General features: G+C 61.5%; 13 protein-coding genes. 7 read left to right on the forward strand and 6 right to left on the reverse strand.

All coding sequences use genetic code 11. From position 1 onward, the window contains the following. The 3 genes from M2447_RS03455 to M2447_RS03465 form a co-directional block, all read right to left on the reverse strand. On the reverse strand, window positions 1–11,628 hold an 11,628-nt coding region (locus tag M2447_RS03455), incomplete at its 3' end, for an autotransporter-associated beta strand repeat-containing protein (protein WP_277557411.1). A gap of 396 nt (window positions 11,629–12,024) precedes the next feature. Further along, window positions 12,025–13,338, reverse strand: a complete 1,314-nt coding sequence (gene eno / locus M2447_RS03460) for a phosphopyruvate hydratase (RefSeq protein ID WP_277510657.1) — start codon at window positions 13,336–13,338, stop codon at window positions 12,025–12,027. Between the two features lie 179 nt (window positions 13,339–13,517). Further along, on the reverse strand, window positions 13,518–14,246 hold the full coding sequence (locus M2447_RS03465; RefSeq protein WP_277557412.1) for a tRNA-uridine aminocarboxypropyltransferase: 729 nt from the start codon (window positions 14,244–14,246) through the stop codon (window positions 13,518–13,520). A gap of 116 nt (window positions 14,247–14,362) precedes the next feature. Between M2447_RS03465 and M2447_RS03470 the strand changes: the two genes are divergently transcribed. The 3 genes from M2447_RS03470 to M2447_RS03480 all read left to right on the forward strand — a co-directional run bounded on the left by M2447_RS03470 (window position 14,363) and on the right by M2447_RS03480 (window position 17,094). Further along, window positions 14,363–15,652 carry a sulfatase-like hydrolase/transferase gene (locus tag M2447_RS03470; RefSeq protein WP_277557413.1) on the forward strand — a complete coding sequence of 430 codons (1,290 nt, stop codon included), beginning with the start codon at window positions 14,363–14,365 and terminating at the stop codon, window positions 15,650–15,652. A 138-nt stretch (window positions 15,653–15,790) separates the two neighbouring features. Then, the gene (locus tag M2447_RS03475; protein ID WP_277557414.1) at window positions 15,791–16,555 is read left to right on the forward strand and encodes a phosphatase PAP2 family protein; all 765 of its coding nucleotides are present in this window, start codon (window positions 15,791–15,793) and stop codon (window positions 16,553–16,555) included. A gap of 170 nt (window positions 16,556–16,725) precedes the next feature. Continuing rightward, window positions 16,726–17,094: a putative quinol monooxygenase gene (locus M2447_RS03480; protein WP_277510653.1), complete on the forward strand. Its 369-nt coding sequence runs from the start codon at window positions 16,726–16,728 to the stop codon at window positions 17,092–17,094. Window positions 17,095–17,311: 217 nt separating this feature from the next. Here the strand turns inward: M2447_RS03480 and M2447_RS03485 are convergent, their stop codons facing one another. Next, on the reverse strand, window positions 17,312–18,226 hold the full coding sequence (locus M2447_RS03485) for a DUF2059 domain-containing protein (RefSeq protein ID WP_277557415.1): 915 nt from the start codon (window positions 18,224–18,226) through the stop codon (window positions 17,312–17,314). Window positions 18,227–18,339: 113 nt separating this feature from the next. Here M2447_RS03485 and M2447_RS03490 point away from each other — a divergent pair, with 113 nt between their 5' ends. The 3 genes from M2447_RS03490 (at window position 18,340) to M2447_RS03500 (ending at window position 22,011) form a co-directional block, all read left to right on the forward strand. Continuing rightward, window positions 18,340–18,510: a hypothetical protein gene (locus M2447_RS03490; protein ID WP_277557416.1), complete on the forward strand. Its 171-nt coding sequence runs from the start codon at window positions 18,340–18,342 to the stop codon at window positions 18,508–18,510. 209 nt (window positions 18,511–18,719) lie between these two features. Next, the gene (gene clpB, locus M2447_RS03495; RefSeq protein ID WP_343215363.1) at window positions 18,720–21,305 is read left to right on the forward strand and encodes an ATP-dependent chaperone ClpB; all 2,586 of its coding nucleotides are present in this window, start codon (window positions 18,720–18,722) and stop codon (window positions 21,303–21,305) included. A gap of 139 nt (window positions 21,306–21,444) precedes the next feature. Next, window positions 21,445–22,011: a transposase gene (locus M2447_RS03500; RefSeq protein ID WP_277557418.1), complete on the forward strand. Its 567-nt coding sequence runs from the start codon at window positions 21,445–21,447 to the stop codon at window positions 22,009–22,011. Window positions 22,012–22,050: 39 nt separating this feature from the next. Here the strand turns inward: M2447_RS03500 and M2447_RS03505 are convergent, their stop codons facing one another. Then, complete coding sequence (locus tag M2447_RS03505) at window positions 22,051–23,112, reverse strand: 3-deoxy-7-phosphoheptulonate synthase (protein ID WP_277510646.1); 1,062 nt, start codon at window positions 23,110–23,112, stop codon at window positions 22,051–22,053. 171 nt (window positions 23,113–23,283) lie between these two features. Here M2447_RS03505 and recQ point away from each other — a divergent pair, with 171 nt between their 5' ends. Then, a complete protein-coding gene (gene recQ / locus M2447_RS03510) occupies window positions 23,284–25,125 on the forward strand; it encodes a DNA helicase RecQ (protein ID WP_277557419.1) in 1,842 nt (613 codons plus the stop codon). 93 nt (window positions 25,126–25,218) lie between these two features. Here the strand turns inward: recQ and M2447_RS03515 are convergent, their stop codons facing one another. Next, window positions 25,219–25,776, reverse strand: coding sequence for a transposase (locus tag M2447_RS03515; RefSeq protein WP_277510640.1), 558 nt, complete (start codon window positions 25,774–25,776; stop codon window positions 25,219–25,221). Between the last annotated feature and the right edge of the window lie 139 nt (window positions 25,777–25,915).

The raw sequence follows: 25,915 nt of genomic DNA on the forward strand, positions 1-25,915 counted from the left end.
GGTGCCGGTGAGGTTCACGCCCGCGCCGGTGACCGCGGTCGTGCCGGTGCCGGTGATGTTGTTGGCAAAGGTGCCCGTGCCGGCGAGCTCGAGGACGGCGTTGTTGATGACGGCACTGCTACCGAGGCCGCCGAGATCGGCGAGCGTGAGCGTGCCGGCGCTGACAATGGTCTCGCCGGTGAAGGCGTTGGAGCGGCTGATCGTCAGGTTGCCGGCGGCGTCCTTTGCAAGGGTTCCCGTGCCGGTGAGCGCGTTGCCGAGGGTTTCGGCGGCGGCGTTGGCCATGGTGAACAGGCCGTCGTCAACGATTGCCGCGGTGCCGAGGTTCGCGGTCGTGGTGACGCGCAGCGCGCTTGCGGGCGCAATGACAAAGCTGCCGCTGAAGGCCGCGTTTGTGGCGGTGAGCGCGATGCTGGAGGTGTTTTGCAAGGCGAACACACCGGAGCCGGAAAGGGTTTTGGCGAAGGTGCCGGTGGCGCTCGCGGTTTGCAGGGCGGCGTTTGCGGCGATGGCGATGGTGCCGGTGGTCGTGCCGAGGGCTTGCGTGCTGGCGATGGTCGTCGTGCCGGTCACGCCGACGTTGGCGGCGAAGGCGGCGTTGGCGCTGGTGATTGTTGCCTGGCCGCCGAGGCCGAGACTGCCGGTGCCGTGCAGCGCGCCGTCGATGCGCGCGCCGTTGGCGATTGTTTGCGTGTGGCCGTTGAGGTCGTAGGCCGCGGTGCTCGTGATTGCCAGGTAGGACGTGTTGCCGAGCGCGTTGCTCGTGCCGCTGATGAGCGTGCCGGTGTTTACGAGGGTCGTGCCGGTGTGGGTGTTGGCGGTGTTGTTGAGCGTGATCGCGCGGGTGGCGTCGATTTGCAGGTTGCCCGCGCCGGTGATCAGCGCGTGCAGTTCCGCGCCGCCGGCGGGCGGCCCGGCGTCGCCGGAGAGGGTTGTGGTTTCGTTCGCGAGGAGCTCGAGCTGCGTGAGTTCGTAGGTGATCGAGAGGCCGTTGGTGTAATCGAGCGTTTGCGCGTAGGTCGCCGTCGCGGTCGTGACTGATGCGGCGTTCTTGATGGCGGCGCTCGCGGTCGTGCCGCCGGCGAGCGTGAGGTTGGTGTTACTCAGCGCAATCGCCTCAATGAGCAGTATGCGGTGGGCTTCGTCCTGTTGCAGGAGCGGCTTGGCGAACAGGCCCGTGCTTCCGCTATAAGTCGAGGTGACTGTGACCGTGCCGCTGATGGCGTCGAGCGTGCCCGTGCGGATGATGCCCTCGGCTTGCGTGCCGCTCGCGTGGGTGAAGAAAAGCGCGCCGCCGTCGATGGTCAGGTTGCCGAGTTGCTGCGTGCCGGTGGCCACGGTGGTTGTGTTGTTCGCGCCGAGGATCACATCGGCGCCGGCGAGCGCGTTGTTGTTGAGCGTGAAGGCGCTTTTCAGGAACCTGGCGGTTCCTGAGAAAAAGACTGAAGGGCTGAAGGCTGAAGGGCTGAAGGAGAAGGCGGCATCAGGCGATACGAGATCGATTTCAAGGAGACCTTCGCCGGCGAGGGTGTTGCTCCAGGTCATGCTGCCGGTGGCGACGCGCAGGGTCGCGCCGGCGGCGACGGTCGCGGTGCTCACACTGATGGCGTGCTCGTTTGCCATCACCAGCGTGCCGGTCTTGATAAGCGTGGAACCTTCGTAGTCGTTTGAGCCGGAAAGAACGAGCGTGCCACCGCCGGTTTTTTCGACGCCGTGCGTGCCGGTGATTGTTGTCGCAATGGTGGTCGTCACGAGCAGGCCGGGCGTTTGGTAATCCTCGTCGTCAACGCGCAGGATGATGTTCGCGTCGCTGCCGCTTGTCGTGAGCGTGCCGCCGGCAAGGAGATAGCCGCCGGTGCGGAACTGCGCGCCGGAAAGTTCGATGGTGGTGCCGGAGTTGACGACGGTGACCGTGCCCGAAACGCCCTTGAAGATTGCGAACCCGCCCTGCTCCCACTCGCCGTTGGAGTTGCCGTCGGTGCCCGTCCACGCGGTGTGTGTGCCCGAGAGCTGCCCGGGCGCATACCACGTGCCATTGCCTCCGTTCGCCACGCCGTTGCCCCAAAGATCCTTGTCCGCGCCGTCCCAGATCGCGTAGCCGCCGAGATCGTAGGCAAGCTTGATCCAGTTCGTTTCGCTGGTGACGATGCGGTATTTGGCGAGGTTGGTGTCGGCGTCGCCGCTGATCGTGCCGATGGCGAAGTTGGTCGAATCGCCGCCGAGCGTGCCGGTGTATTTAATCAGGTCATACTCGCCCTTGGTCAGGGTCGCCGTTGTGGTGATGTTCACGTAGCTCGTGCCCGAGGCCGTCACGTTGCCTCCGACGACCACGAGGTCGTTCGTCCCGCTTTGGTAGATGTGGCCGGGATCGGTGCGCGCGCCGAGCTCCCAGTCGAGCTGCGCGTTGTCGTTGAGGGTGAGGTTGCCCAGGATTGTGAGCAGGCCCGGGCTCGCGCCGGGTGAGAGATGGCCATGGGAGAGGATCGTCACGTTGCCCGCCGCCGTGCCGGTGCCGCCCAGGGTGGAGTTGGCTGCGACGATTGTGTGCGCGCTCGCCAGGTAACCGCGCAGGCTGAGCAGGCCGGCGTTCACGAAAGTCGTGCCCGTGTAGGTGTTGTTCGCCCAGAGCGTGAGGGTGCCGGCTCCGGTTTTGGTCAGCGCGATCGTGCCGCCCGCCGACGCGATGCCGTCGGCCGCGGCGGCGATGGAGTTGGCGTCGCCGATTTGCGCGGTGGCGTTTGCACCGATGTCGAAGGTCATGCCGCCGCTGTTTGCGTAAAGGAAGCCACCCGAAGCGTCGTCGGCAGCGGTGTTGTTGGTGGCGGTGAAGACTCCGCCGGCGGCGAGTTCGAGCGTGAAGCTGGTGCCGCTATAGATCGCACCGCCGGAGGCGACGGCCTGATTGCCGCTCATGGACATCGCGCTGACTTCAAGCGCGAGCGGGGCGTTGGTGTCCGAGTAAATCGCGCCACCGGAATTTCCGGCGTAGTTGTTTTCAAAGGTTCCCGAGGTGATGTTGATGATGCCCGATGACACGTTGTAGATCGCGCCGCCGTCGCCGGTGAGCGCGGTGTTGCTGGTGAAGACGAGATTGGTGCCGGTGACGGTGCCGGTCGTGTTGTAGATCGCGCCGCCAGAGCTTTCGGCATAATTGTCCGCAAAGGTGCCCGTGGTGATGTTCACGCTGGCGGCGCCGCTATGGTAAATCGCGCCGCCCCCGACAACCGCGGTGTTGCTGGTGAAGACGAGATTGGTGCCGCCGAAAATGCCTTGGCTCGCGACAGCCCCGCCGGCGGAGCCGGCGTAATTGCCGGAGAAGGTTGCCGAGGTTAGGATGATGCTTCCTGTGCTTCCATAATAGTAATCGAAAATGGCGCCGCCATCCGCCACGGCGGTGTTGCTTGCGAAGAGCAGATTCGTGCCGGAAACCGGGCTGTTGTAATTGAAGATGACGCCGCCGTATTCGCCAGCATGGTTGCCCTCGAACGTGCTCGAATTCAGGACGATGACGCTTGAAAGATTCGCAAGAATGGCGCCGCCATACCTTGCGGCGGTGTTGCTATCAAAGAAGAGCCCGGCGCCGGCAAAGGTGCCGGAGGCATAGACGGCGCCGCCAAACTGGGCGGCATAATTTCCCGTGAATGTGCTGGATTCGATGAGGAGCGCGCTGTTGGAACGGATGGCGCCGCCGTAGGTGCCGGAGTAGTTGTCGGTGAACACGAGATTGGAGCCTGTTAGGGTGCCGCCGGCAAGAATGGCACCGCCATGCTTCGTGGCGTAATTACCCGTGAACGTGCTCGACTCAAGGACGAGCAGGCGATCCGAGTTGTTAATCGCCCCGCCGTCGGTGCCGGCCGTGTTGCTTGTGAAAACAAGCGCCGTGCCGGTGAGCACCTTGGATGTGCGAATGGCGCCGCCGCCCTGGGAGGCATAATTGTCGATAAAGGTGCTGGAAACTAGGGTGTCGGCTTGGGTGGTTGACGCGTCACTGTAAAGCGCGCCGCCGCTGTATGCGGTGTTGCTGGAGAAATAAAGGCTGGTGCCCGTGATTGTCGCCCTGGTGCGGATGGCTCCGCCGCGTTGAGTTGTCGTGCTCGTGCGATTGCCGGTGAAAGTGCTCGAAACCAAAACCAATGCGGCACCTCCGTTGTCATTGTTGATCGCACCGCCGTATTGCCCGCCGCGGTTGTTGACAAAGACGAGGTTCGAACCACGAAGCGCGCCTCCGGTGCTTTCGTTGTGAATGGCTCCGCCGCCGCTGGACGCGATATTGCCGGAAAACGTGCCGCCGTTCAGCACGAGGGTGCCGCCATCTTGGTTGTAGATGGCACCGCCGGCGCTGGCGGTGTTGTCAGTGAAGACGACATCCGTGCCGGTAAAGGTGCCGCCACCGGTGTTGGCCATGGCGCCGCCGTTGGACTGGGAGACATTGCCTGTGAAGGTGCTCGATAGCAGCGTCACGGAGCCTTTGTTGTAAACGGCCCCGGCATAAATGCCGCCGCCGGGGCCGGCAGTATTGCTGGACAAAAGCAGGGCGGAGCCGGTGAACACGCCGGTGTTGTAAATCGCGCCGCCGGAGAGGCCCGAGCGGTTGTTCTCAATGGTGCCCGATGCGAGGGCCATGGTGCCGGTGTTGTAGATGGCGCCGGCATAACCAATGGTGGTGTTGCTGGCAAAAACCGCGCCGGTGGCTTCGAGTGAGCCGGCGTTGTAGATGACGGCGCCGGTGGCGCTGGTGGAGGTGCCGTAGTTGCCTTTGAAGGTAATGTCGCCGGTGATGCCAAAGGTGCCGCCGGCATCCACGTAAACCGCGACGCCGTTGGTGGCAAGAGGCGGAGTCGTCACGGTGAGGCTCACGCCGGGGGCCGCCTCAAGCGTGGCGTTGGCTCCGGGGGAAACGACCTGGCGCTGCGTCATGGTGCCGCTGGAAGTGAAGAGGAGGGTCGCGTCCGAGCCTGCGGCGCCGTCGTAATAAACGGCCTTCGCGCCGGAGCCGAGCGCCCAACCGGCGTTTGTGCCGGTGGCGGCGGCGAGCACGCCATTGCGAATATAAACGCCGCCCGTGTAGCTGTTGCTCGCGCTGAGGATGAGCGTGCCGCTGTTGGCGGCGGTGACCGTCAGCGACTTGCCGTCCCAGGCGGGGGCGTTTGCGCCGGCGGCGTGCCCGGTGGCGTTGCCGAGGGACACGTCAACGTTAAACACTTCGTCCGCGCCCAGGGTGAAGTTGCCGTGCGACTGAAGCGTGCCGCTGAGCCAGGCGAGTCGCGAGGCAAGGATGTAGTCGTTGTTGTTCTTGTAGGCGTCGAACACCAGGAAGTCGTGCGTGCTCGCGCCACCGGTGATTATCCTTTCCGCAAAATCACCGGTGATGCCGCCGGTGGTGTGGATGAGCACCTGGTGGTTGGCGTCGAGCTCGCTCGCCATTGTCCCGCTGGCGGTGCTTGTGGTGGCGACGCTCAGCGTGCCGCCAACCGTGGCGGTTGGGGCCGTGATAAACGCGCCGCGTTGACCAAGGGTGCCGCTGAGCGCGAGGTTCAGCGTGGAATTGGCATTTTGCACATACGTGGTGCCAACGCCAACGGTGCCGCTGTCGCTGATTGACAGGGTGCCGGCGCCGTTGTTGCCGTTGCGCAGAAGTCTAACCGCCGTGACGACGGCGGTGCCGCCGACCGTGAGGCTGCCGCTGGCGCCGCTGTTTCTGGCGATGACAATGTCGCGCCCCGCCTCCAGCCGTCCCGTGCCTGTGACGGCGACGATGCCGGTGCCGCTGTTGCCGACAATAAAATCGGTGCCGGTCTTCCACAGGCCGGCGATGTTGCCGATACCCGTGTTGGACGCCGTGTCGCCAAAGGTCGCGTTCGCGGAGCCGTCGAACGTGCCGGTTTCCGCGATGTTGATAACGCCGGTGCTTTGGTTTGACTCGAAACCGATGGCGATGCTGCTGATGGTTGCGCTGAAGTAGCCGCCCACGTTCACGGTGCCGTTGGCGCGCAACCGTTCGCCAGTGTAGGTGCCGCCAGCCAGCACGTTGAGCACGCCGCCGGCCCACACGTCCAGATGATTGCGGTTTCGCAACCAACCACCGTCCTCGATGGTGAGGACGCCCCGTTGGTTGACCCGGATGGCCTGGGTGCGATTGTTATAGAAATAGCCGTCCTGCTCGATGACCAATGTGCCGGCGCCGTTGCCCGTGTCCGATCCCACTTTCACGGTGTCGCCGGAGCCTTGGTTGCTGATCCATGTGCCGCTGACGTTGACCGTGCCGCTCGTGCCGGCCGCCGTGCCGATGCGCAAGACATTGGTATTGCTGACGACTCCAGTCACATCAAGCACGCCGCCGTTGACGGTGGTCGTGCCCGTGTAGTTGTTGCTCGCGCTGAGGATGAGCGTGCCCTCGCCGAGCTTGGTGAGCGATTTGCCGTCCCAGCCGGGCGCGACGCTGGTAGTCCGGTCAACCAGGCCCACGCCGGCGGTGCCGCTAAAGTCGGGCAGCGCGTCGATTTCAAATGTCCCGCCGGCACCGACGGTGAAGGTGCCGGACGCGCTGGTGGTGCCGGTATACCAGCGCAGGAAGTAGCCGACGTAATAGTCTTTCTTGTCGTCCGTGATGAATCTCCCGCCGTAGAGGTAATCGGCCAGGCCGGCGGTGTCGAAGCCGGAGCCGTTGATGGTGACATCGGCGAAATCGCCCAGAATCGTGCCGTTGGTGGCGTGCAGGATGAGTTTTTGGGTGGCACCCAATTCGCTCGCCTTGACGGTGTCGGCGATGTCGCCCGCGAGGATGTAATCGCTCACAGTGAGCGAACCGTTGCCGCCGCCTATGCCCGGCAACAACAGATAGCCATCCGCAATCACATACGCGGTGTCGCGATCCATGTCGAGATTCACGGTCAGCATTTGGTTGCCGGCGTTGTTTACGCGGAAATACGCGTCGGTGATGATGGTGCCGGTCGAGGCGATGTTGATCGCGCCGGAGTCGTTCAGCCAAATCTCGCTTCCGTCGCGCCACAGGCCGGCTATGTTGGCGGTGCCGCCAACATAGGTTTGCGTGTTGTTGCTCAAGAACGTGCCTGTCCGCTCGACAGTCAGCACGCCGGAGCCCGCGATTCCAATATTAACAATCGACGCGGATGCGCCGGCATCCAGCAAACCCGCGACAGTCACACTGCCGGAGGAGTTGGCGGCATGGCCGATGTTAAGACCGGCGCTTTTGACCGTGCCGGACTCGGCGATATTCAGCACGCCGGAACCGCTGTCTCCTACAAGGATGCTCGTGGCCGAAATCAAGACGCCGGTGTCGCTGACATTGAGCGTGCCGCTCGTGCCGGCGCTGCCGCCGATGACGACTTGCGCGGTGCTGCCCGTCCAGCCGGTGACGGCGAGCACGCCGCCGTTGACGAAGGTCGTGCCCGTGTAGCTGTTGCTCGCACTGAGGATGAGCGTGCCGCTGTTGCTGGCGGTGACCGTCAGCGATTTGCCGTCCCAGCCGCTGGTGGTGTAGGGACCGTTATTCTGGTCGGTGAGGGGCACGTCCATGTTGAAGCTCGTGCCGGTGTCGATGGTGAAGTTGCCGTGGCCGCGGATCGCGTTGCCAAACCACGAGAGGTCGATGCCGGCGAGGTATTGTTTTGAGTCGGCGCTCTTGTAGATGCCGCCGTAGAGATAATCGGGCAGGCTTTCGTGGTCGAAGCCGACGAGGGTGCTGCTGGCAAACACTCCACTGATGCCGCCGGTTGTTTGGATGAGCACTTGCGTGTCGTGGTCGAGCACCTTCTGCGCGGTGTCAAAATCCGTGCCCACGCCGAAGCCGGTCACGGTGATCGTGCCGCCGACGGTCGCGCTGTTCGCGGTGATGAAGGCGTCGTTCCGTCCGCGATGGTCTTCCACGGTGAGTTCCAGCGTGGAGTTGGCGTTTTGGAAGTAGGTGCCGCCGACGGTGACGAGGCCGTGGTCGCGGATGTCGAGCAGATTGGCGGTGTCGTTGTTCCACATATCGAAAAGGAAATTGGTGGCGCTTCGGAACATGCCGTTATCACTGATCAGAACAGTGCCGCTGCCCATCCCGCCGATGCCGATGTCGCCGACGAGGACGGTGCCGCTATCTTGCACGGTAAGGACGCCTCCACTAAAGTAGCCGATATACATAAGTGAGTTAGCCTCCAGCAAGCCGCTGACTGTGGCGCTGCCGCTTGCCGAGTAACCAATGGAGGTATAGTCGCCGCTGACGGTGCCGCCAGCTGCAATGTTGAGGGCGCCGTTGCCGCTATAACCGCCGACATACATGTTTTCGTAAAGCCAGAGTCCATTGACATTGGCCGTGCCGCTTCCATTGGCGGTGTAGCCGAGGACGCCCAAGCCTCTGGTGGCAACGGTGCCGCCGGAGGTGATGTTGAGAACACCGGAGCCAGTGCCGCCGATCATGAGGGAGTTATCCCAGGAGCCGTTCGCATTTATTTGCCAGTAGCCGCTGACGTTGACCGTGCCACTGTCGGTCGCCGAACCGAAACCGATGAGGCCGGCAGTGTTGCTGCCCGTCCAGCCGGTGATGTTGAGCGCGCCGCCGTTGACGGTGGTCGTGCCCGTGTAACTGTTGCTCGCGCTGAGGATGAGCGTGCCGCTGTTGCTGGCGGTGACCGTCAGCGATTTGCCGTCCCAGCCGCTGGTGGTGTAGGGACCGTTATTCTGGTCGGTGAGGGGCACGTCCATGTTGAAGCTCGTGCCAGTGTCGATGGTGAAGTTGCCGTGGCCGCGGATCGCGTTGCCAAACCACGAGAGGTCGATGCCGGCGAGGTATTGTTTTGAGTCGGCGCTCTTGTAGATGCCGCCGTAAAGATAATCGGGCAGGCTTTCGTGGTCGAAGCCGACGAGGGTGCTGCTGGCAAACACTCCACTGATGCCGCCGGTTGTTTGGATGAGCACTTGCGTGTCGTGGTCGAGCACCTTCTGTGCGGTGTCAAAATCCGTGCCCACGCCGAAGCCGGTCACGGTGATCGTGCCGCCGACGGTCGCGCTGTTCGCGGTGATGAAGGCGTCGTTCCGTCCGCGATGGTCTTCCACGGTGAGTTCCAGCGTGGAGTTGGCGTTTTGGAAGTAGGTGCCGCCGACGGTGACGAGGCCGTGGTCGCTGATGGCGAGCATGGCTCCGGAAGCTTGGTGATAGTTGCCGGCGATGCCTGCATTGCCGGTTCCATCAATGGTGAGATTGCCGGTGTTGTATAGATAGCCGCCGCCCAGCCAGCCCTGGCCGGCAATGGCGACGTGGTTGTTGGCGTGGATATAAATTTCGCCGGAAGTGACCGTGCCGCTGCCGGCAATGGCGAGCGTGCCACTGCCGCCATAGGCGCCGACATCAATCGTGTCGGCCACAACCACGCGCCCGGTGCCGCTGACGCGCACCAAGCCGGTCGCGCCGCTTTCCCGGGCAATGCCCATGTAATCGGTGTCAACTTTGCCGGTGACTTCCAACACGCCGTCGCCGTCCGCGCCGACACGCAAATCACCGAGCACACCCCAATAACCGGTGTCGCTGACGATGGCGGTGCCGTTCATGCCGGCTTGGCCGATGTAACCGGCGGCGTTGCCGCCGGTCCAGCCGGTGATGGCCAACGTGCCGCCGTTGACGATGGTCGTGCCGCTGTAGTTGTTGCTCGCGCTGAGGGTGAGCGAGCCGTCGCCGAGTTTGGTGAGCGATTTTCCGTCCCAGCCGGAGGTGATCGACTCGGCGCGGTCGTTGAGCGCAACGTCCACCAGAAAGCCCGTGCCCGAGGCGATGTTGAAGGCGCCGTGCGCGACGGCAAGATCGGGGTCATACCACGCGAGGCCGTAGCGAAGCTGATAGTCCTTGGTGTCGGCTGACACTCCGTGCTGAAGCGTGATGTAGTTAACACCCGGCTGAAACCCGCCCGGTATCATTTCGGAAAAGCGTCCGGTTATGCCGTTTTCGGTGCGGATGATTGTTGAAATGCTCGCCGCCAGGCCGCTCGCGGAGCCGGAGGTGGCACCCCAATAATCGGAAACTTTCAGCGTGCCCGAAAGGGTGGCCGTCGTCGCGGTGATGATCGGGTTGGAGGATGTTATTGTCAGGTCGAGCGTCGAGCCGGCGGCTTGCCGGAACGCGCCGGTGGCGAGCTTCGAGGAACCGCTGATGCGCGTAGCGGCGCCGGCATACGTGTCGTATGAGGTGATGGCGTTGAACGCGCCGTTTTGGGCAAACTGCATGGCGCCGTTGTAGACATTGACAATGCCCACGGCCGAACCGGCGCGGGTGAGCGTGAACGCGCCCGATCCGTCTTGCGTGAGTTGCGACAAGCTGCCCGCGCCACTGATGCCGCCATTATAGATGTAATTGTCGGAGCGCTTGATCACGAGGTTGCTCCCATCGTATATCTGGATGTCGCCGTTGACCGAGCCGGTCGCGCCGCCGTTGCCGAGTTGCAACGCGCCGCCGCCGATTATCGTGTTGCCGGTGTAGGTGTTGCTGCCGGTAAGCATGACCAAGCCCTCGCCGCCCTTGTAAAGCGGCGCGGCGCCATTGCTGCTGATAACGCCGCTGAGCTCGGTGGTGCTGTTCTGCACACCCTCGATTCCCAGCGCAGCCGAAACGATGTTGATCCTGTTTGTGATTGTCTGCTTCGCGACGGTGTTGTTGTTGATGATGCCCTCGTCGAGGCTATACTGGCCGTCGCCCTTGAGAACAAAAGCCCCGGCCGTCGAATCGAAGGCGATGCTCGTGAAGCGCATGTTGGTGGAACTCATAGTGGGGGTGAGGCGATCGTGACCCGCGAAAGTGAGTTCGATCTGGGCATCGCTGATGGGTGAAATGTCATCGTCCCAGTTTTTCGCCGTGGTCAGCATGTCGTCCGCCCCGGTGCCAGTCCATTTGAACTTGTATTTGTAGTCGATTTCGATCTTCCAGCCTTGGAGTGAACCAGCGGTAGCGACAACAGTATCGGCTGCGTAAAGATGCCATGTGTTGTTGGCATTAAGCCCGCGGAATACTGATAATGTTGTGCCATAGGGTGTGGCGGCCGGATTTCCTGGAAAAGTGTGAGTATCGCCGCTAGTTAGCTGTGTAGGCTTATATGTGCCTGAAGTAATGTTGCTGCCATAGGAAAAATAGGACGATGCATCATCGCTAAAAGTTATTGTGGCATGATTAAATCCTTGGTTTGTTCCCGTTATGGAGCCGGCACGCCCTCCCAGCAGACGAACCGACGTTCCGGAACCTACGAGCAGCAGTTGAACATTGGTTTGTCTCGCGTGATCCAAGTCCAACAATGTTACCCGAGTATCAAAGACGACACCCTTGGCGCCTGAGCTGACAATAGTTAATGGGTAAACCGAAGCAGAGCCATCATTGGTGCCCCATATGTAATTGAGCGTGACGCGCGTATTATTAGTGCCCGACACCGTGCCATCGGCGCCGGCGCGAATCTCTTGCAGGGATAGGACAGAAGCCAGAAAAACCGCAAACGTGCGGATGGTGCGCGGGAAATCGCGCGCTTGCAATGATGGGCGGGTGTTATGCATGAGGTGGTGGCGGTTGGGTGTTTGCGCAGGCTTGCTCGTGCCGGGAAAAATGTCGGCAAGGCTGCGGGCGAGTTGGGCTAAACCGTTTTTTGCATTCATTAAAATTGGTGTGGGGTTAAATCGAAATCACCGCCAGTTGGCACAACAGCCAGGGCTCTATCGGCAATGCAAATGTCACTGTCACAGGCTTCACTAAAATGATAAAAAAAGAGAAAAAATTGGATAATTTTTTTACGGGAAAATTACCTTTTCCTTAAAAAAGCACCTTTTGCAATAAATTATTAAAAAGAGTCAACCTTATGATTTCCAATAAAATATATTTTACAGCAAACAAAACATAAATGCATGCAAACACAATACAGGCATATGGCGGCACACAACTTATCCGTTCGCAAAAAAAGCCGGACCTGAATCAGGTCCGGCTTTTCGCGGATGAGTGATTGAACAGCCAGTTTACTTTATTTCGCCGGCTGTCCCTGTTGTTGGCGGTTCGCCTTACAGCGTGCCGGCGTAGATCGCCTTGGAGCCGAGCTCCTGCTCGATGCGGAGGAGCTGGTTGTATTTGGCGATGCGGTCCGTGCGGCTCGCGCTGCCGGTCTTGATCTGGCCGGCGTTGGTCGCGACGGCGATGTCCGCGATCGTCGCGTCCTCGGTTTCGCCGGAGCGGTGCGAGATGACGGCGGTGTAGGCGGCCTTGTGCGCCATTTCAACGGCGTCGAAGGTTTCCGTGAGCGAACCGATTTGGTTGACCTTGACGAGGATCGAGTTGGCGACGCCCTGCTCGATGCCCTTGCGGAGGAAGTCCACGTTGGTGACGAAGAGGTCGTCGCCGACGAGCTGCACCTTGTCGCCGATGGCGTCGGTGAGTTTTTTCCAGGTCTTCCAGTCGTTCTCGGCGCAGCCGTCCTCGATGGAGTCGATCGGATACTTGGAGGTGAGCTCCTTGTAGTATTGCACGAACTCGTCGCCGGTGAACTGCTGGCCGGTGCTCTTTTTGAAGACGTATTTGCCGGTCTTCTTGTCGATGAACTCGGAGGAGGCGACGTCGAGCGCGAGCATGATGTCCTTGCCGAGCTTGTAGCCGGCGGCCTTGACGGCGGCGGCGATGGCGTCGAGCGCGTCGGTCGTGGAGGCGAGGTTCGGGGCGAAGCCGCCCTCGTCGCCGACCGCGGTGGAGAGACCCTTGCTCTTGAGAACTTTCTTGAGCGCGTGGAAGACTTCGCAACCGGCGCGGAGCGCCTCGGAGAAGGTCGGGAAATTGACCGGGCGGATCATGAATTCCTGGAAGTCGATCGGGGCGTCGGAGTGCGCGCCGCCGTTCATGATGTTCATCATCGGAACGGGGAGAACTTTTGCGTTCACGCCGCCGAGGTAGCGGTAGAGAGGGAGGCCGACGGCGGCGGCGCCCGCGTGGGCGGCTGCCATCGAGACGCCGAGGATGGCGTTGGCGCCGAGCTTCGACTTGGTCTTGGTGCCGTCGAGCTTGAGCATTGCGCGGTCGAGGCCGACCTGGTCGGTCACGTCGTAGCCGACGAGCGCGGGGGCGATGATGCCCTTGACGTTGCCGACGGCGGCGAGCACGCCCTTGCCGCCGAAGCGGGTCTTGCCATTGACGCCCTTGGGGAGCGACTTGGCGGGAGCGGAGGCGTCGCGAAGTTCGAGCGCCTCGTGTTCGCCGGTGGAGGCCCCGGAGGGAACGGCGGCGCGTCCGACGATGCCGGAGGCGAGTTCGACATCAACTTCAACCGTGGGGTTGCCACGGGAGTCGATAATTTCACGAGCATTGATAGCGGTGATGGTTGTGTTCATATGGTGGAAAAAATACGGAATGGACACTGTATGAGTGAAAAGTGCGCGAGGTAAAATGTTTTATTGCGATCAAATTTCCCAAGGGGGTATCCAAAAAATTTGACCGAACTACGCATGCGCCCGGGAACGCGGGCATCTTGCCCGCAGGTTTGGATGCTTGGGTGGCGCGCTTGCCCCAATCAATCCCGCGCCGGGGCCGGTTGAAGCTTCCGCACCAGCCCCGGCATGCTTGCCCCGATGGGCGATCCGGCGAGGAATTGCGCGGCGCGGGTTTTGTGTCCGCGCGCGAGCAGGCTCGCGTAGACGTGCATTTCAAATTGCCCGCGGATCGTGTCGCTCTCGTTCGCGCAATCAAGCGCGTTGAGCAAGGCGATCAGCGCCTCGATGGTCGAAAAATGCCCCGCGCTGTGCTGCGCGCGCAACCAGTAACGGCTTTCGCCGCGCAACGCCGACACCGGCAGGCGCACCTTCCGCCCCCATCCATCAACGTGGCGAAGCATTTCGTTGGACTGCGACCAGGTGCCGTCGATCAGAAGCACCTGCAAATTTTTCAGCGCCCCGGCGCCGGCCTGCGGTTGTTCAAGTCCGTCAAGCCCGTCGCGCAACACATCCTCAAGCGCCTCTCCGCGCGGGTGCAAAATCCACAGCGCGTCCGCCCCGCCGTTCCCAACCACATCCTCGCGGCGCGGCAGGCACTGGTTGTGCCAAACGATCCGGCGCGACGCCGGCACGACGCGGCGAATGAGGTTTCCCGTGCTCGTCGGTTTCCACACCTCGCCGTTGTGCATCAGCACATCGAGCGCGAACGGCAGCGCGACCGCGCGCGCGCCCTCGCAGACGCACCAGCGCGGCGCAATCTGGCAATGCGGACAGCGGGGCACCCCGCGCAACACGACACTTCGAGCCATAAATTAAAAAAGTTAAAAAAACCAAATGACCCAATTTCAGGAAATATCCAAATCCCAATATTCGCCCGCATGTGAATCCTTGCCGCGCAGGACACACTTTGCAATTTTCCCGCGCCATGAGCCGCCCGCCCGACATACTCTGGATCGTAACCACGCAATGGCGCGCGCAGGCATTTGCTTTCGCGGGCGACCCGAATCTCCGCGCGCCATCGCGCACGCCCCGCCTCGACGCCCTCGCGCGCGAACCGGGCACAATCAACTTCGCGCAAGCCGTGACGCCCCACCCTTTCGGCCCCTTCGCGCGCGCCGCGATGCTCACCGGCATTCCCTCGCCCGAAAACGGCGTTCGCGATTATTACGATCCGCTGCCCGCGAGCAGCCGCACCATCGCGCACGCGCTGCGCGAGCGCGGTTACGCCACGGCATTCTTTGGAAAATGGCACTTGTCGAAACGCGACCCGCGCGCGCCGCTCGTCGGCGAGACCCACGCGCGCGCCATCGTGCCGCCCGGCGCGCGCGGCGGCTTCGATTTTTGGGAGGGTTTTGAAAGCGGCTTTTTGCTAAACGACCCGTGGCTGCACGGCACGCGCCTGCCGGAGCCGCGACAATTTCGCGGTTACCAAGGCGGCGTGCTTTGCGAACGCGCGCTGGAATACTTTTGCGGGCGCGAAACCGCACGCGAAAACCCGGCGCGCGCGCCGATGTTTTGCATCGTGAGCCTCGAGACGCCCCACCCGCCCTACGACGCGCCGGCGGCAAACGCCGTCGCGCCGAATCCGGAGCAGCTCATCCTGCCCGCAAACGTGCCGGCCGGGAGCGAAGCCGAATCAAAAGCGCGTCGCGAACTCGCCGGTTATTACGCGCACATCGAGGCGACTGACACGGCGGTCGGCCGCCTCATCGCCGGGGCGCGCGCGAAAAATCCCGGCGCGTTGATCGTGTTCACCTCGGCGCATGGCGACATGCACGGCGCGCACGGCCTGTTCCGCAAAGGCTGGCCGCACGAGGAAAGCGTGCGCGTGCCGCTGCTGGTGAATCACCCGACCCTCGCGCCGGAATCGATTTTGAGCAACGCCGCCGTCTCGCTCATCGACCTGCCGGCGATGACGCTTTCCCTCGCGGAGGAAACTACCCGGTCCGCCTTCGGGAAAAACAGCCCAGGCAGTCCGCGCCTCGATTTCACGCACGCGCTCATCTCGATGCCGAGCGTGGTGCGCCTGCCGCGCCAATGCGAGCGCGCGTGGCGCGGCGTGCGCACGCCGGCGCGCAAACTCATTCTCAACGAGGACGGCTCGCCGTGGCTGTTTTTCGATTTGGAAAACGACCCGCTCGAAATGCGCAACCTCGTTGGCGAGCCGTCGCGCATGAATGAAATCGCGGCGCTCACACCCCTGATATCAGGATAGCGCAATCAAACCGCGGACGCGTGTGAAATGATTGCGAAACAAGCTGTGCAACGCGCGAAGAGACCGCGCGCAATCCGACCGCCGCCTGAAACTTGTTGCACAAAACAATCCCTTTCCCGCATTTTAAAAACCTTTCCCATGAAAAAACACTTGTTTCCAACCCTGCTCCTTTTAATCGCACTCACACCCTGGCTTTCGGGCCAGCCCGGCGCGACCGGCAAAAAGAATTATTACACCGGCACCGCCGAGGACCTGCTTTCACTGGTTCCGCCGCCCCCCGCCGATGATTCGCCCGCGGGCATGGCCGACCTTGAAACAATCCTCCAATTGCAGCGCGACCGCACCCCCGAGCAAATTGCCCGCGCAAAACGCATCGACAACCACTCCGCCACGCAAATGGGTGCGGTGGCTTTCGGCCCGAGCTTCACCAAGGAAAATTTCCCGCGCACCACGGCGCTCATGCAGGAACTGCGCGCCACCCGCAGCAGGATGATCGGTAACGGCAAGGAAATCTGGAAACGCCCGCGCCCCTACCAACGTAGCAAGGAAGTTGTCATTTGTGTGAAAAAACCGAGGGACCTCTCCTATCCCAGCGGACACTCAGCGACCGGCGCGTTCAGGGGCGCTCTCTTTTCCGCGGCATTCCCCGAATACAAACCGATTTTTGACGCCCAAGTCCGCGAAACCATGTGGTGCCGCGTGCTCGGCGGCGTGCATTACCCAACCGACGTCATGGCGGGCCGCGACCTCGGCATACGCACAGCCGAGGCCATGCTCAAGAACCCCGACACACAGGCGGCGATCAAGGAAATCCGCGACGAAATCACCGCCTACATGAAGAAGCACCCCGAGGTCGAGGCCCACGCCAAACAACGCCTCGCGGAGGTCACGGCAAAACCGTAAAGAGCGCCTCGCTCATGATGGAGCCGGGTTGCCACTCTGATCAAAGCCTACTGGAAAAATCACGAACGTCCGTCATTGACCGTAAAAACATAGATGTTAAGAAACAGAAGACAAACCACCAACAGTGGGGTTCAACCAAACTTAAAAATCAGTATCACAACAAAAAAACGATGAAAACCACCCGCATCCTTCTCCTCGCCTTCATAGGCGCCCTCTCAATCAGCTTTTCCGGCTGCTGCAAAACGGAGAAAGGTGAATTTAAAATCATTGCCACGCTCGTCGCCAAGGAGGCCAACAAGGACGAAGTCCGCAACGCCCTCACCGCCGTGGTTGACGGCACCCGAAAGGAAGCGGGCAACATCTCCTACGTTCTCCATCAGGACACCACCAACCCGCTCAAATACACCATTATTGAAGTCTGGAAAAACCAGGAGGCCATCGACCTTCACAACAAATCCGCGCACTTCCTCGCCTTCGCCGGGACAATCAAGGACAAGGTCGACTCCCTCTCCATAGACACCATTCGCGAGATCTATTAGGAAAAATCCACACGCCCGGCGACGCTGGGGACGCTGCGTCGCCCACCGCGCACAATATCCTCGAAGGCTACACAACGCTCGAGCAGTTGATCAACGACATCAGCTGCTAAACGCTATCGGATACTCCCCGTCGTTTCCCCAGGGGTGTCGTTTGCGCTCTTTTGTTTTTTGGAAAAACACGACGGCAAAGTGACCAAACACGCCCCACCCCGTCCGGCTATTTCGTGACACGCCGGGCAGCCACGATTTTTTTAGCCTCCTCGGCGAGCTCCCCGATGCTGTCACGGAGCTTCGATCCGATTTCCTTGACAACTGGAATCAACTCCTCGCGGGGTTCCGCTGTCTCGAGGATCTCCGCCTCTTGTGTGGCGGTTGAAGGCTCATTCTCGGAGATAGCTGTAATTAAATAGCTGCAATCCTTCGCAAACGCTATCGTGAAGATTACTGTGCCCTCACGGCCATCAGCGACCGCGCGACCTCGCATGGACAAGGCCGGCAGGCCTGCGAACGAGGTTTCCCCTGCGCGTTGAGGGATAAAGTATCCGCTGTTAAGCGCTCCTTCAATAAAACCGCCCGCTTGATTGCGCATGGTCTCCGAATCAGGGGCTGCTGGCAGACGAAGAATCGCTACTTTGTCGCCCGTTTTTTCATCGGTCCAAACGTGGGGGAGCGGAGTGGGCACCTCGGAGGCCTTCGCCGCTTGTTGCCGATAGCGCAGAAGGACGGCCTCAACTTTTTTTCCAGCCCATTCCCTCGCCGCATAGAATTCCCTCTCGCCGACTTCACTGACTTTCCTTGCGTAGCTTCGCCCTAGGTCGCTTTCATAAAACGCATTTGCCGCCTTAATCTCTTCAAGCGTGAGCGCCTCGTCATATAGCTTTGCGCATATTTTCCTGATCTCATCGGAACGCAGCTCGCGTTCGATATCATCCCAAACTTCGGAAGGCAGATTTGCCTGTGCGTAGGCATGCCGTTGGATCCGCACAACGCTCGCACTCAATCGTGAAAACGACTCGCCATAGCCCAAATGATCCAGCAGTTTGTTTAGTTCCCGCGCCTTGTCAGATGTTGTCCCAGCCTTACAAAGGCCGCAGGCCAATGAGAGCATAATGATAGCAAGCAAGTATTTCATAAGTTTTTGGGGGACGTTAAACACGAGGCCGCTCACATGGATGATTGCGTATTACCTGTCAACGGCGCCGTGTCGATTGGCGCGCGTCGCACCCTTGGCCACCCTTGCAAAAAATGCGTTTCCGCATCCGCCCGAAAACTATGTTGCGCGGGGACCACTTATTTTCCGCATTTTCAAACTCGATCCATGCCCCCCGCGTCGATGCGCTGGCCCCTGGTTTTAGCTGGGTCTTTTTTGGTAAAAAAATTATCTTCTCAGCTGGTATGATCCGGAAAGACAGGTGACACTTTAGAGCATAACTATGCCGTGGGATGCCGACCAGAAAACACCTCGGTCCTTGCCTTTTGACGTAACACTAGAAGTAACGCGAACGCTGCGCCAAATCGTCCCCGCCGCGCGCACTTCTGACGCACGGCGGCACACACCAAATCAACGCCTCCCTCGAAGCCCCGCCCATTTGCATTGGCACGCATTATGCGTTAACATTCGCATTATGGATTTTCAAAAACTCACCGCAATGTCGCGCCAAGCGGTCACTGACGCGCAAAACGAAGCCCGCAACCGCAGCCACAACGAAGTCGACGCGTGGCATCTCCTTTACGCCCTGCTCCGGCAGGAAAACGGCCTTGTGCCCGCCCTCGTCGAAAAACTCGGCCTCACCACCAGCGCCCTCACGCTCGCCGCCGAGCGCGAGCTCGACCGCCTCCCGCGCGTCACCGGCAACATCGACGTCTCCAAAATCTACATCACCCAGGCTGTTAACGAAGTCTTCATCGCCGCCGAAAAGGAGGCGAAAAAACTCAAGGATGAATACATCAGCGTCGAGCACCTCTTCCTCGGCCTCATCGAAGTCGGCAAGCCGCCCGCGCTCGCGAAATATTTCAAGTCCTTCGGACTCGACCGCGACACCGTCCTGAAAACACTCCGCGACATTCGCGGCAACCAGCGCGTCACCACCGACAACCCCGAATCCACCTACCAGGCGCTCGAAAAATACGGCATCGACCTCGTCGCACAGGCCCGCAAGGGAAAAATGGATCCCGTCATCGGTCGCGACGACGAAATCCGCCGCACCATCCGCATCCTCTCGCGCAAAACCAAAAACAACCCCGTGCTTATCGGCGAACCCGGCGTCGGCAAAACCGCCATCGTCGAAGGCCTCGCGCAACGCATCGTGCGCGGCGACGTCCCCGAGGGCCTCAAGGACAAAACCCTTTTCGCGCTCGACATGGGCGCGCTCATCGCCGGCGCGAAATACCGCGGCGAATTCGAGGAACGCCTCAAGGCCGTCCTCAATGAAATCAAAAAGTCCGAGGGCCGCACGCTCCTCTTCATCGACGAGCTCCACACCATCGTCGGCGCCGGAAAAACCGAGGGCGCCATGGACGCCGGCAACCTCCTCAAGCCCATGCTCGCGCGCGGCGAGTTGCACTGCATCGGCGCCACCACGCTCGACGAATACCGCAAGCACATCGAAAAAGACGCCGCCCTCGAGCGCCGCTTCCAGCCCGTGCTTGTCGAGCCGCCCTCCGTCGAGGACGCCATCTCCATTCTCCGCGGCCTGAAGGAACGCTTCGAACTCCACCACGGCGTCCGCATCCAGGACAACGCCCTCGTCTCCGCCGTCACCCTTTCCAACCGCTACATCTCCGACCGCTTCCTCCCCGACAAGGCCATCGACCTCATCGACGAAGCCTGCGCCATGATCCGCACCGAAATGGACAGTGCCCCGCAGGAACTCGACGCCCTCCAGCGCCGCGTCCTCCAGCTCGAAATCGAGGAAGCCGCCCTCAAGCTCGAAAAAGACGAGGCCAGCAAACGCCGCCTCGAAACACTCCGCAAGGAACTCGCCGACACGCGCACCGAAACCGCCGCGTTGAAAGCGAAATGGGACAAGGAAAAAGCCGCCGTCGCCCGCGTGAGCAAAGTCCGCGAGGAACTCGACGCCGCGCGCGTGGCCATGGAAAAAGCCGAGCGCACCTACGACCTCAACAAACTCGCCGAACTCCAGCACGGCAAAATTCCGCAACTCGAAAACGAACTCAAGAAACTCGAAAAAGCCGAGGCCAGGACCGAGCTCTTCAAGCAGGAAGTCTCCGCCGAGGAAGTCGCCGAAATCGTCGCCAAGTGGAGCGGCATCCCCGTCACGCGCCTCGTCGAAAGCGAGCGCGAAAAACTCCTCCGCCTCGCCGACACGCTCCACCGGCGCGTCATCGGCCAGAACGAGGCCGTTGACCTTGTCAGCGACGCCATCCTCCGCGCCCGCGCCGGCATCAAGGACCCGCGCCGCCCCGTCGGCAGCTTCCTCTTCCTCGGCCCCACCGGCGTCGGCAAAACCGAACTCGCCAAAACACTCGCCGCCACCCTCTTCGACACCGAGGACGCCGTCATACGCATCGACATGTCCGAATACATGGAGAAGCACAGCGTCTCGCGCCTCATCGGCGCGCCCCCGGGCTACGTCGGTTACGACGAAGGCGGCCAGCTCACCGAGGCCGTGCGCCGCAAGCCCTACGCCGTCGTGCTCTTCGACGAAATCGAAAAAGCGCACCCCGACGTCTTCAACGTCCTTCTGCAAGTCCTCGACGACGGCCGCGTGACCGACAGCCAGGGCCGCACCGTGGATTTCAAGAACACGATCATCATCATGACCTCGAACCTCGGCAGCCGCCACCTGCTCGAAGGCGTCACGGGCGACACCATCCCGGAATCCGTCCGCGAAAGCGTGATGACCGAGCTGCGCAAAAGTTTCCGTCCCGAGTTCCTGAACCGCATCGACGAAACCATCCTCTTCAAGCCGCTCACGCTCGACGAAATCACGGCCATCGTTGACCTCCTCCTGGCCGACCTGAACAAGCGCCTCACCGACCGCCGCGTCACCGTGACGATGGACAAGCGGACAAAAGAATGGATCGGCGAGCGCGGTTACGACCCGGTCTTCGGCGCGCGCCCGCTCAAGCGTTATCTCCAGCGCGAAATCGAAACCAAACTCGCGCGCGCCCTGGTCGCCGGCGAAATCACCGAAGGCACCGAAGTGAAGTTCAGCGTGAAGGACGACAAGCTGGTGATGAAAGCGTAACAGCGCGCGAGAGTGTTTTGGGTAGGGCGGTTTCGCCGAAACCGCCGTCTGCACCATATTCCGCCATCATCCGGCCAAAAACCTTTTGCCATCATTGGCAAAACCACATGCTTTGGCGGCTGGCAAAGACCGGCGCATCATGCACACGCAAAACCCCACTCCTCCCGACGGCGCGCTCGGCGAGCGCGCCCTACCCTATGCGTCGCTCCCAAAACGCAAAAAACTCCCGCACGCCATCCCCTCATGGGTCAAGGACGGGGAAACTTACTTCATCACAATCAACTGCACCCCGCGCGGACTGAACCAGCTTGCCACCCCGGACATCGCGCAAACCGTGGAAAACAGTTTCATTCATCGCCAGCGCATCTGCCAATGGTGGATACAACTTCTCGTGCTCATGCCGGATCACTTGCACGGACTGGTTTCATTCAGCAGGACGGTCTCCATGCGTCGCACGGTTTTCGACTGGAAACGCTATCTTGCCCGGCACAAAAACATCCAGTGGCAGCGGGATTTTTTCGATCACCGCATACGCGATCATGCATCACTGGCTGAAAAATGGCATTACATCCAAAACAATCCCTTGCGCAAAAACCTCTGCGCGACACCCGGCGAGTGGCCGTATCAATGGCACAATGGACAGCCTCGCGCGGCGGTTTCGGTTTCGGAAGCGGCGGTTTCGGCGAAACCGCCCTACCCTCGTTAACCAACACGGCAGAAGCATGCTCGCGCGCCGGATGCCGGCTCAGCCTTGCGCGAAGCGCGGGGCGAGCGCGGCGTGAAGTTCGCGCACTAGCGACTCGGTCGTTTCCCAATCGATGCAACCGTCGGTGATCGAAACGCCGTATTTCAGCTTTTCCCGCGGCTGGGGAAAGGGCTGGTTGCCGGCGAGCAAATTGCTTTCGAGCATCGCGCCAATGATCGAGGTGTTGCCTTCGTTGATCTGGCGCACCACCTCGCGCAACACCTCGGGCTGTCGCCCGGGTTGCTTGGCGGAGTTGTCGTGGCTGCAATCGATAAGGATGGAACGCGGGAGGTTTGCCTTCGCCAGCACGCGCTCGGCCTCGGCGATGTGCTCGGACGAATAGTTCGGGCCGTGCGAACCGCCGCGCAGCACAATGTGGCACCACGGATTGCCGCGGGTGACAACCGCGGAAGCATGGCCGTCGAAATTGACGCCGAGGAAAGTCTGGGGCTGCGAACCGGCCTTGATCGCGTTGATGGCGGCGGAGAGCGAGCCGTCGGTGCCGTTTTTGAAACCGAGCGGCATGGAAAGACCGGAGGCCATTTGGCGGTGTGTTTGCGATTCGGTCGTGCGCGCGCCGATGGCCGACCAGCAGATGAGGTCGGCGATGTATTGCGGCGTCACCGGGTCGAGCAACTCGGTGGCGGTGGGCAGGCCGAGGTCGAGTATTTCGCGCAGAAACGCGCGCGCCATGCGGAGTCCGGCGGCGATGTCGTGCGAGCCGTCGAGCCGCGGATCCATGATGAGGCCCTTCCAGCCAATCGTGGTGCGCGGCTTCTCGAAATAAACACGCATGACAATGAGCACGCGGTCGGAAACCTCGCGGGCGAGCGCGGCAAGCCGGCGGGCGTAATCGGCGCTGGCCGCGGTGTCATGAATCGAGCACGGGCCGACGACGAGGAGGAATCGTTTGTCGTCGGCGAAAATGATTTTCTGGATTTGCTCGCGGGCGCTGGCGATGAAGGCGGACTGCGTATCGGTGCGCGGCTCGGCCGCCATAAGCTGGGCGGGCGACGGAAGCGCTCTTATTTCGATGATATTGATGTCGGACGTTTTATGCATGGACAAGGTCGCAACCTGAAACGCCGGGCGTTTGCCAGCAAGTTAAACCTTTCAAATGCGGCGAACAGGCCCCCGGCATGGCAATGCGTGACACGCGGGCGAATGCCCGAAAATCCACTCCTCGCATTTTTTCCTTTGCGCCTTTTGCGCCTCTTTGCGGCTATAGCGTTTGTGCAGCCCGACGAACTCCAGATCACGCTCCAGACGACTTTCGGTTATCCCGATTTTCGTCCGCTCCAGCGCGAAATCATCGAGGCGTCGCTCGCGGGTCGCGACGTGTTTGCGCTGCTCCCCACCGGCGGCGGCAAATCCATGTGCTACCAGTTGCCCGCGCTGCACCGCACCGGCCTGACGGTCGTCGTCTCGCCGCTCATCGCGTTGATGAAGGACCAGGTTGACCAGCTCCAGTCGGCGGGCGTGGCGGCCACGTTCTTGAATTCCTCGCTCGGCGAACGCGAATCGCGCGCGCGCCTCGCCGGCCTGCACCGCGGCGAATGGCGGCTGCTTTACGTCGCGCCCGAACGCCTCATGCTCGACAGTTGGGCGGAAAACCTCCGCGCATGGAACGTCGCCGCGCTCGCCATCGACGAGGCGCATTGCATCTCCGAATGGGGCCACGACTTCCGCCCCGAATACCGCCAGCTCGCGCAACTCCGCGAGCTGCTGCCCGACATCCCCGTGATGGCGCTCACCGCCACCGCCACCGAGCGCGTGCGCGCCGACATCGTCAAGCACCTCAAGCTCCGCGACCCGCAAATCTACGTCGCCAGTTTCAACCGCCCCAATCTCACCTATCGCGTCCTGCCCAAGGACGGCCCGCTCGCGCAAATCATCGCCTTCGTGAAAAAACGCGAGGACGAAAGCGGCATCGTTTACTGCGCCACGCGCGCCACCGCCGAGCGCGTCGCCGAGTCGCTCTCCTCGCGCGGCTACTCCGCCCGTCCCTACCACGCCGGGCTCACCAACAAGGAGCGCGCCGAAAACCAGGAGCTTTTCCTCCGCGACGAAACCAAGATCATTTGCGCCACCATCGCCTTCGGCATGGGCATCAACAAACCCAACGTCCGCTGGGTCATCCACTACGACCTGCCGAAAAACATCGAGGGTTATTATCAGGAAACGGGCCGCGCCGGGCGCGACGGGCTCCCCGGCGACTGCCTCCTGCTCTTCAGCGGGGGCGACGCCGCGAAACAAACGCACTTCATCGACGAGATGACCGACGAGCACGAGCGCAACGTCGCGCGCACGCAACTGCGCCTCATGCTCCACTACGCGGAAAACGCCTCGTGCCGCCGCCGCGAACTCCTCGGCTACTTCGGCGAAACCTTCCCGATCGACAATTGCGGCGCGTGTGACAACTGCCTCGAGCCGCGCGAAACATTCGACGGCACCATCGCCGCGCAAAAATTCCTCTCCTGCGTCTATCGCGTGCGCCAGGCCAGCCGCTTCGGCGTCGGCCTCAACCACATCGTCGAGGTGCTCACCGGCGCCGACACCGACAAAATCCGCCGCTGGGGCCACGACAAAGTCAGCACCTACGGCATCGGCTCCGAAATGACGCGCCCGCAATGGGCCGCCGTCGGACGCGAACTCATGCGCATGGGCTGCCTCGCGCAAGCCGAGGGCGAATTCCCCACGCTCGAACTCACCGCCGAGGGCGTTGACCTGCTCCGCTCGCGCCGTCCCGTGATGCTCACCAAGCCGATCGCGCTTCCGAAGGTGAAAAAAGTCATCCCGCGCCAGGGCAGCATCGAGTGCGACGAAATCCTCTTCGCGCGCCTGCGCGAACTCCGCAAGACACTCGCCGACGAACGCCGCGTGCCCGCCTACGTGATCTTCGGCGACGCCACGCTCCGCCAGCTCGCCCGCGAATACCCGACGCGCCTCGCCGACATGCACGACATCTTCGGCATGGGCGAAAAAAAGCGCGCCGAGTTCGGCGAAACCTTCGCAGCTACCATCGCGGAATTTTTGGAAAACAACCCGCGCATGAAGTTTGATAATAACTCGTAGGGGCGCACCTTGCGTGCGCCCTCGTGCTCGAGGACTTTGTGGATGCGCTCGCAAACAGTTCTACGAACACCAGGGCGCACGCAAGGTGCGCCCCTACGAATCGCGGTCGGCGACTTTTTCCAAATCACCGAGCCACTCAACGGGCGGCGAACCGGACGGGCCGAGGTGCTCCACAAAATCGAAACACCTCGGCTCTGGCATCCATGTGCCATCCCATCCGCCATCGCCGCATTCAATCAAGCCCGCACGATATGGATTCATATAAATGTATCGGGCATAGTCCTCGTTCATCTCATCCGGGCGCAAACGATGTTCCCAAAAATCGCGCTGCCAGCCATCACCACGCGTCGCGTTGGCTCGCGACAGGTTTTTCCATCGCGCCACACAACGCCCGACATTCGCATACACGCCGACATCCACTCCAAGCTCGAACAGCACATGCACATGATCAGGCATGCAAGTGACCGCCAGCAGCATCCACCTGCGCGCATTATGTCCGCTTTTCAAAACCTCGATCATGTGTGCACGGCACAAAGCATCATTGAGCCATGGTCGGCGACCTTCGGTCGCAAATGTCACAAAATAGCGCGCGCCGGAAATTGATATTCGCCCGACATGCAGTTGCGAGGTTCGACGCGAGTAGAACGGCATGACGCCACATAATCACTGTCGAAGTTTGCAATCAAGGCCGTAGGGGCGCACCTCGCGTGCGCCCTAGTGCTCGAGGACTTTGTGGATACGCTCGCAAACAGTTCTACGAACACCAGGGCGCACGCAAGGTGCGCCCCTA

The organism is Ereboglobus sp. PH5-10 (genome assembly GCF_029504735.1).
Taxonomy (GTDB): domain Bacteria; phylum Verrucomicrobiota; class Verrucomicrobiia; order Opitutales; family Opitutaceae; genus Ereboglobus.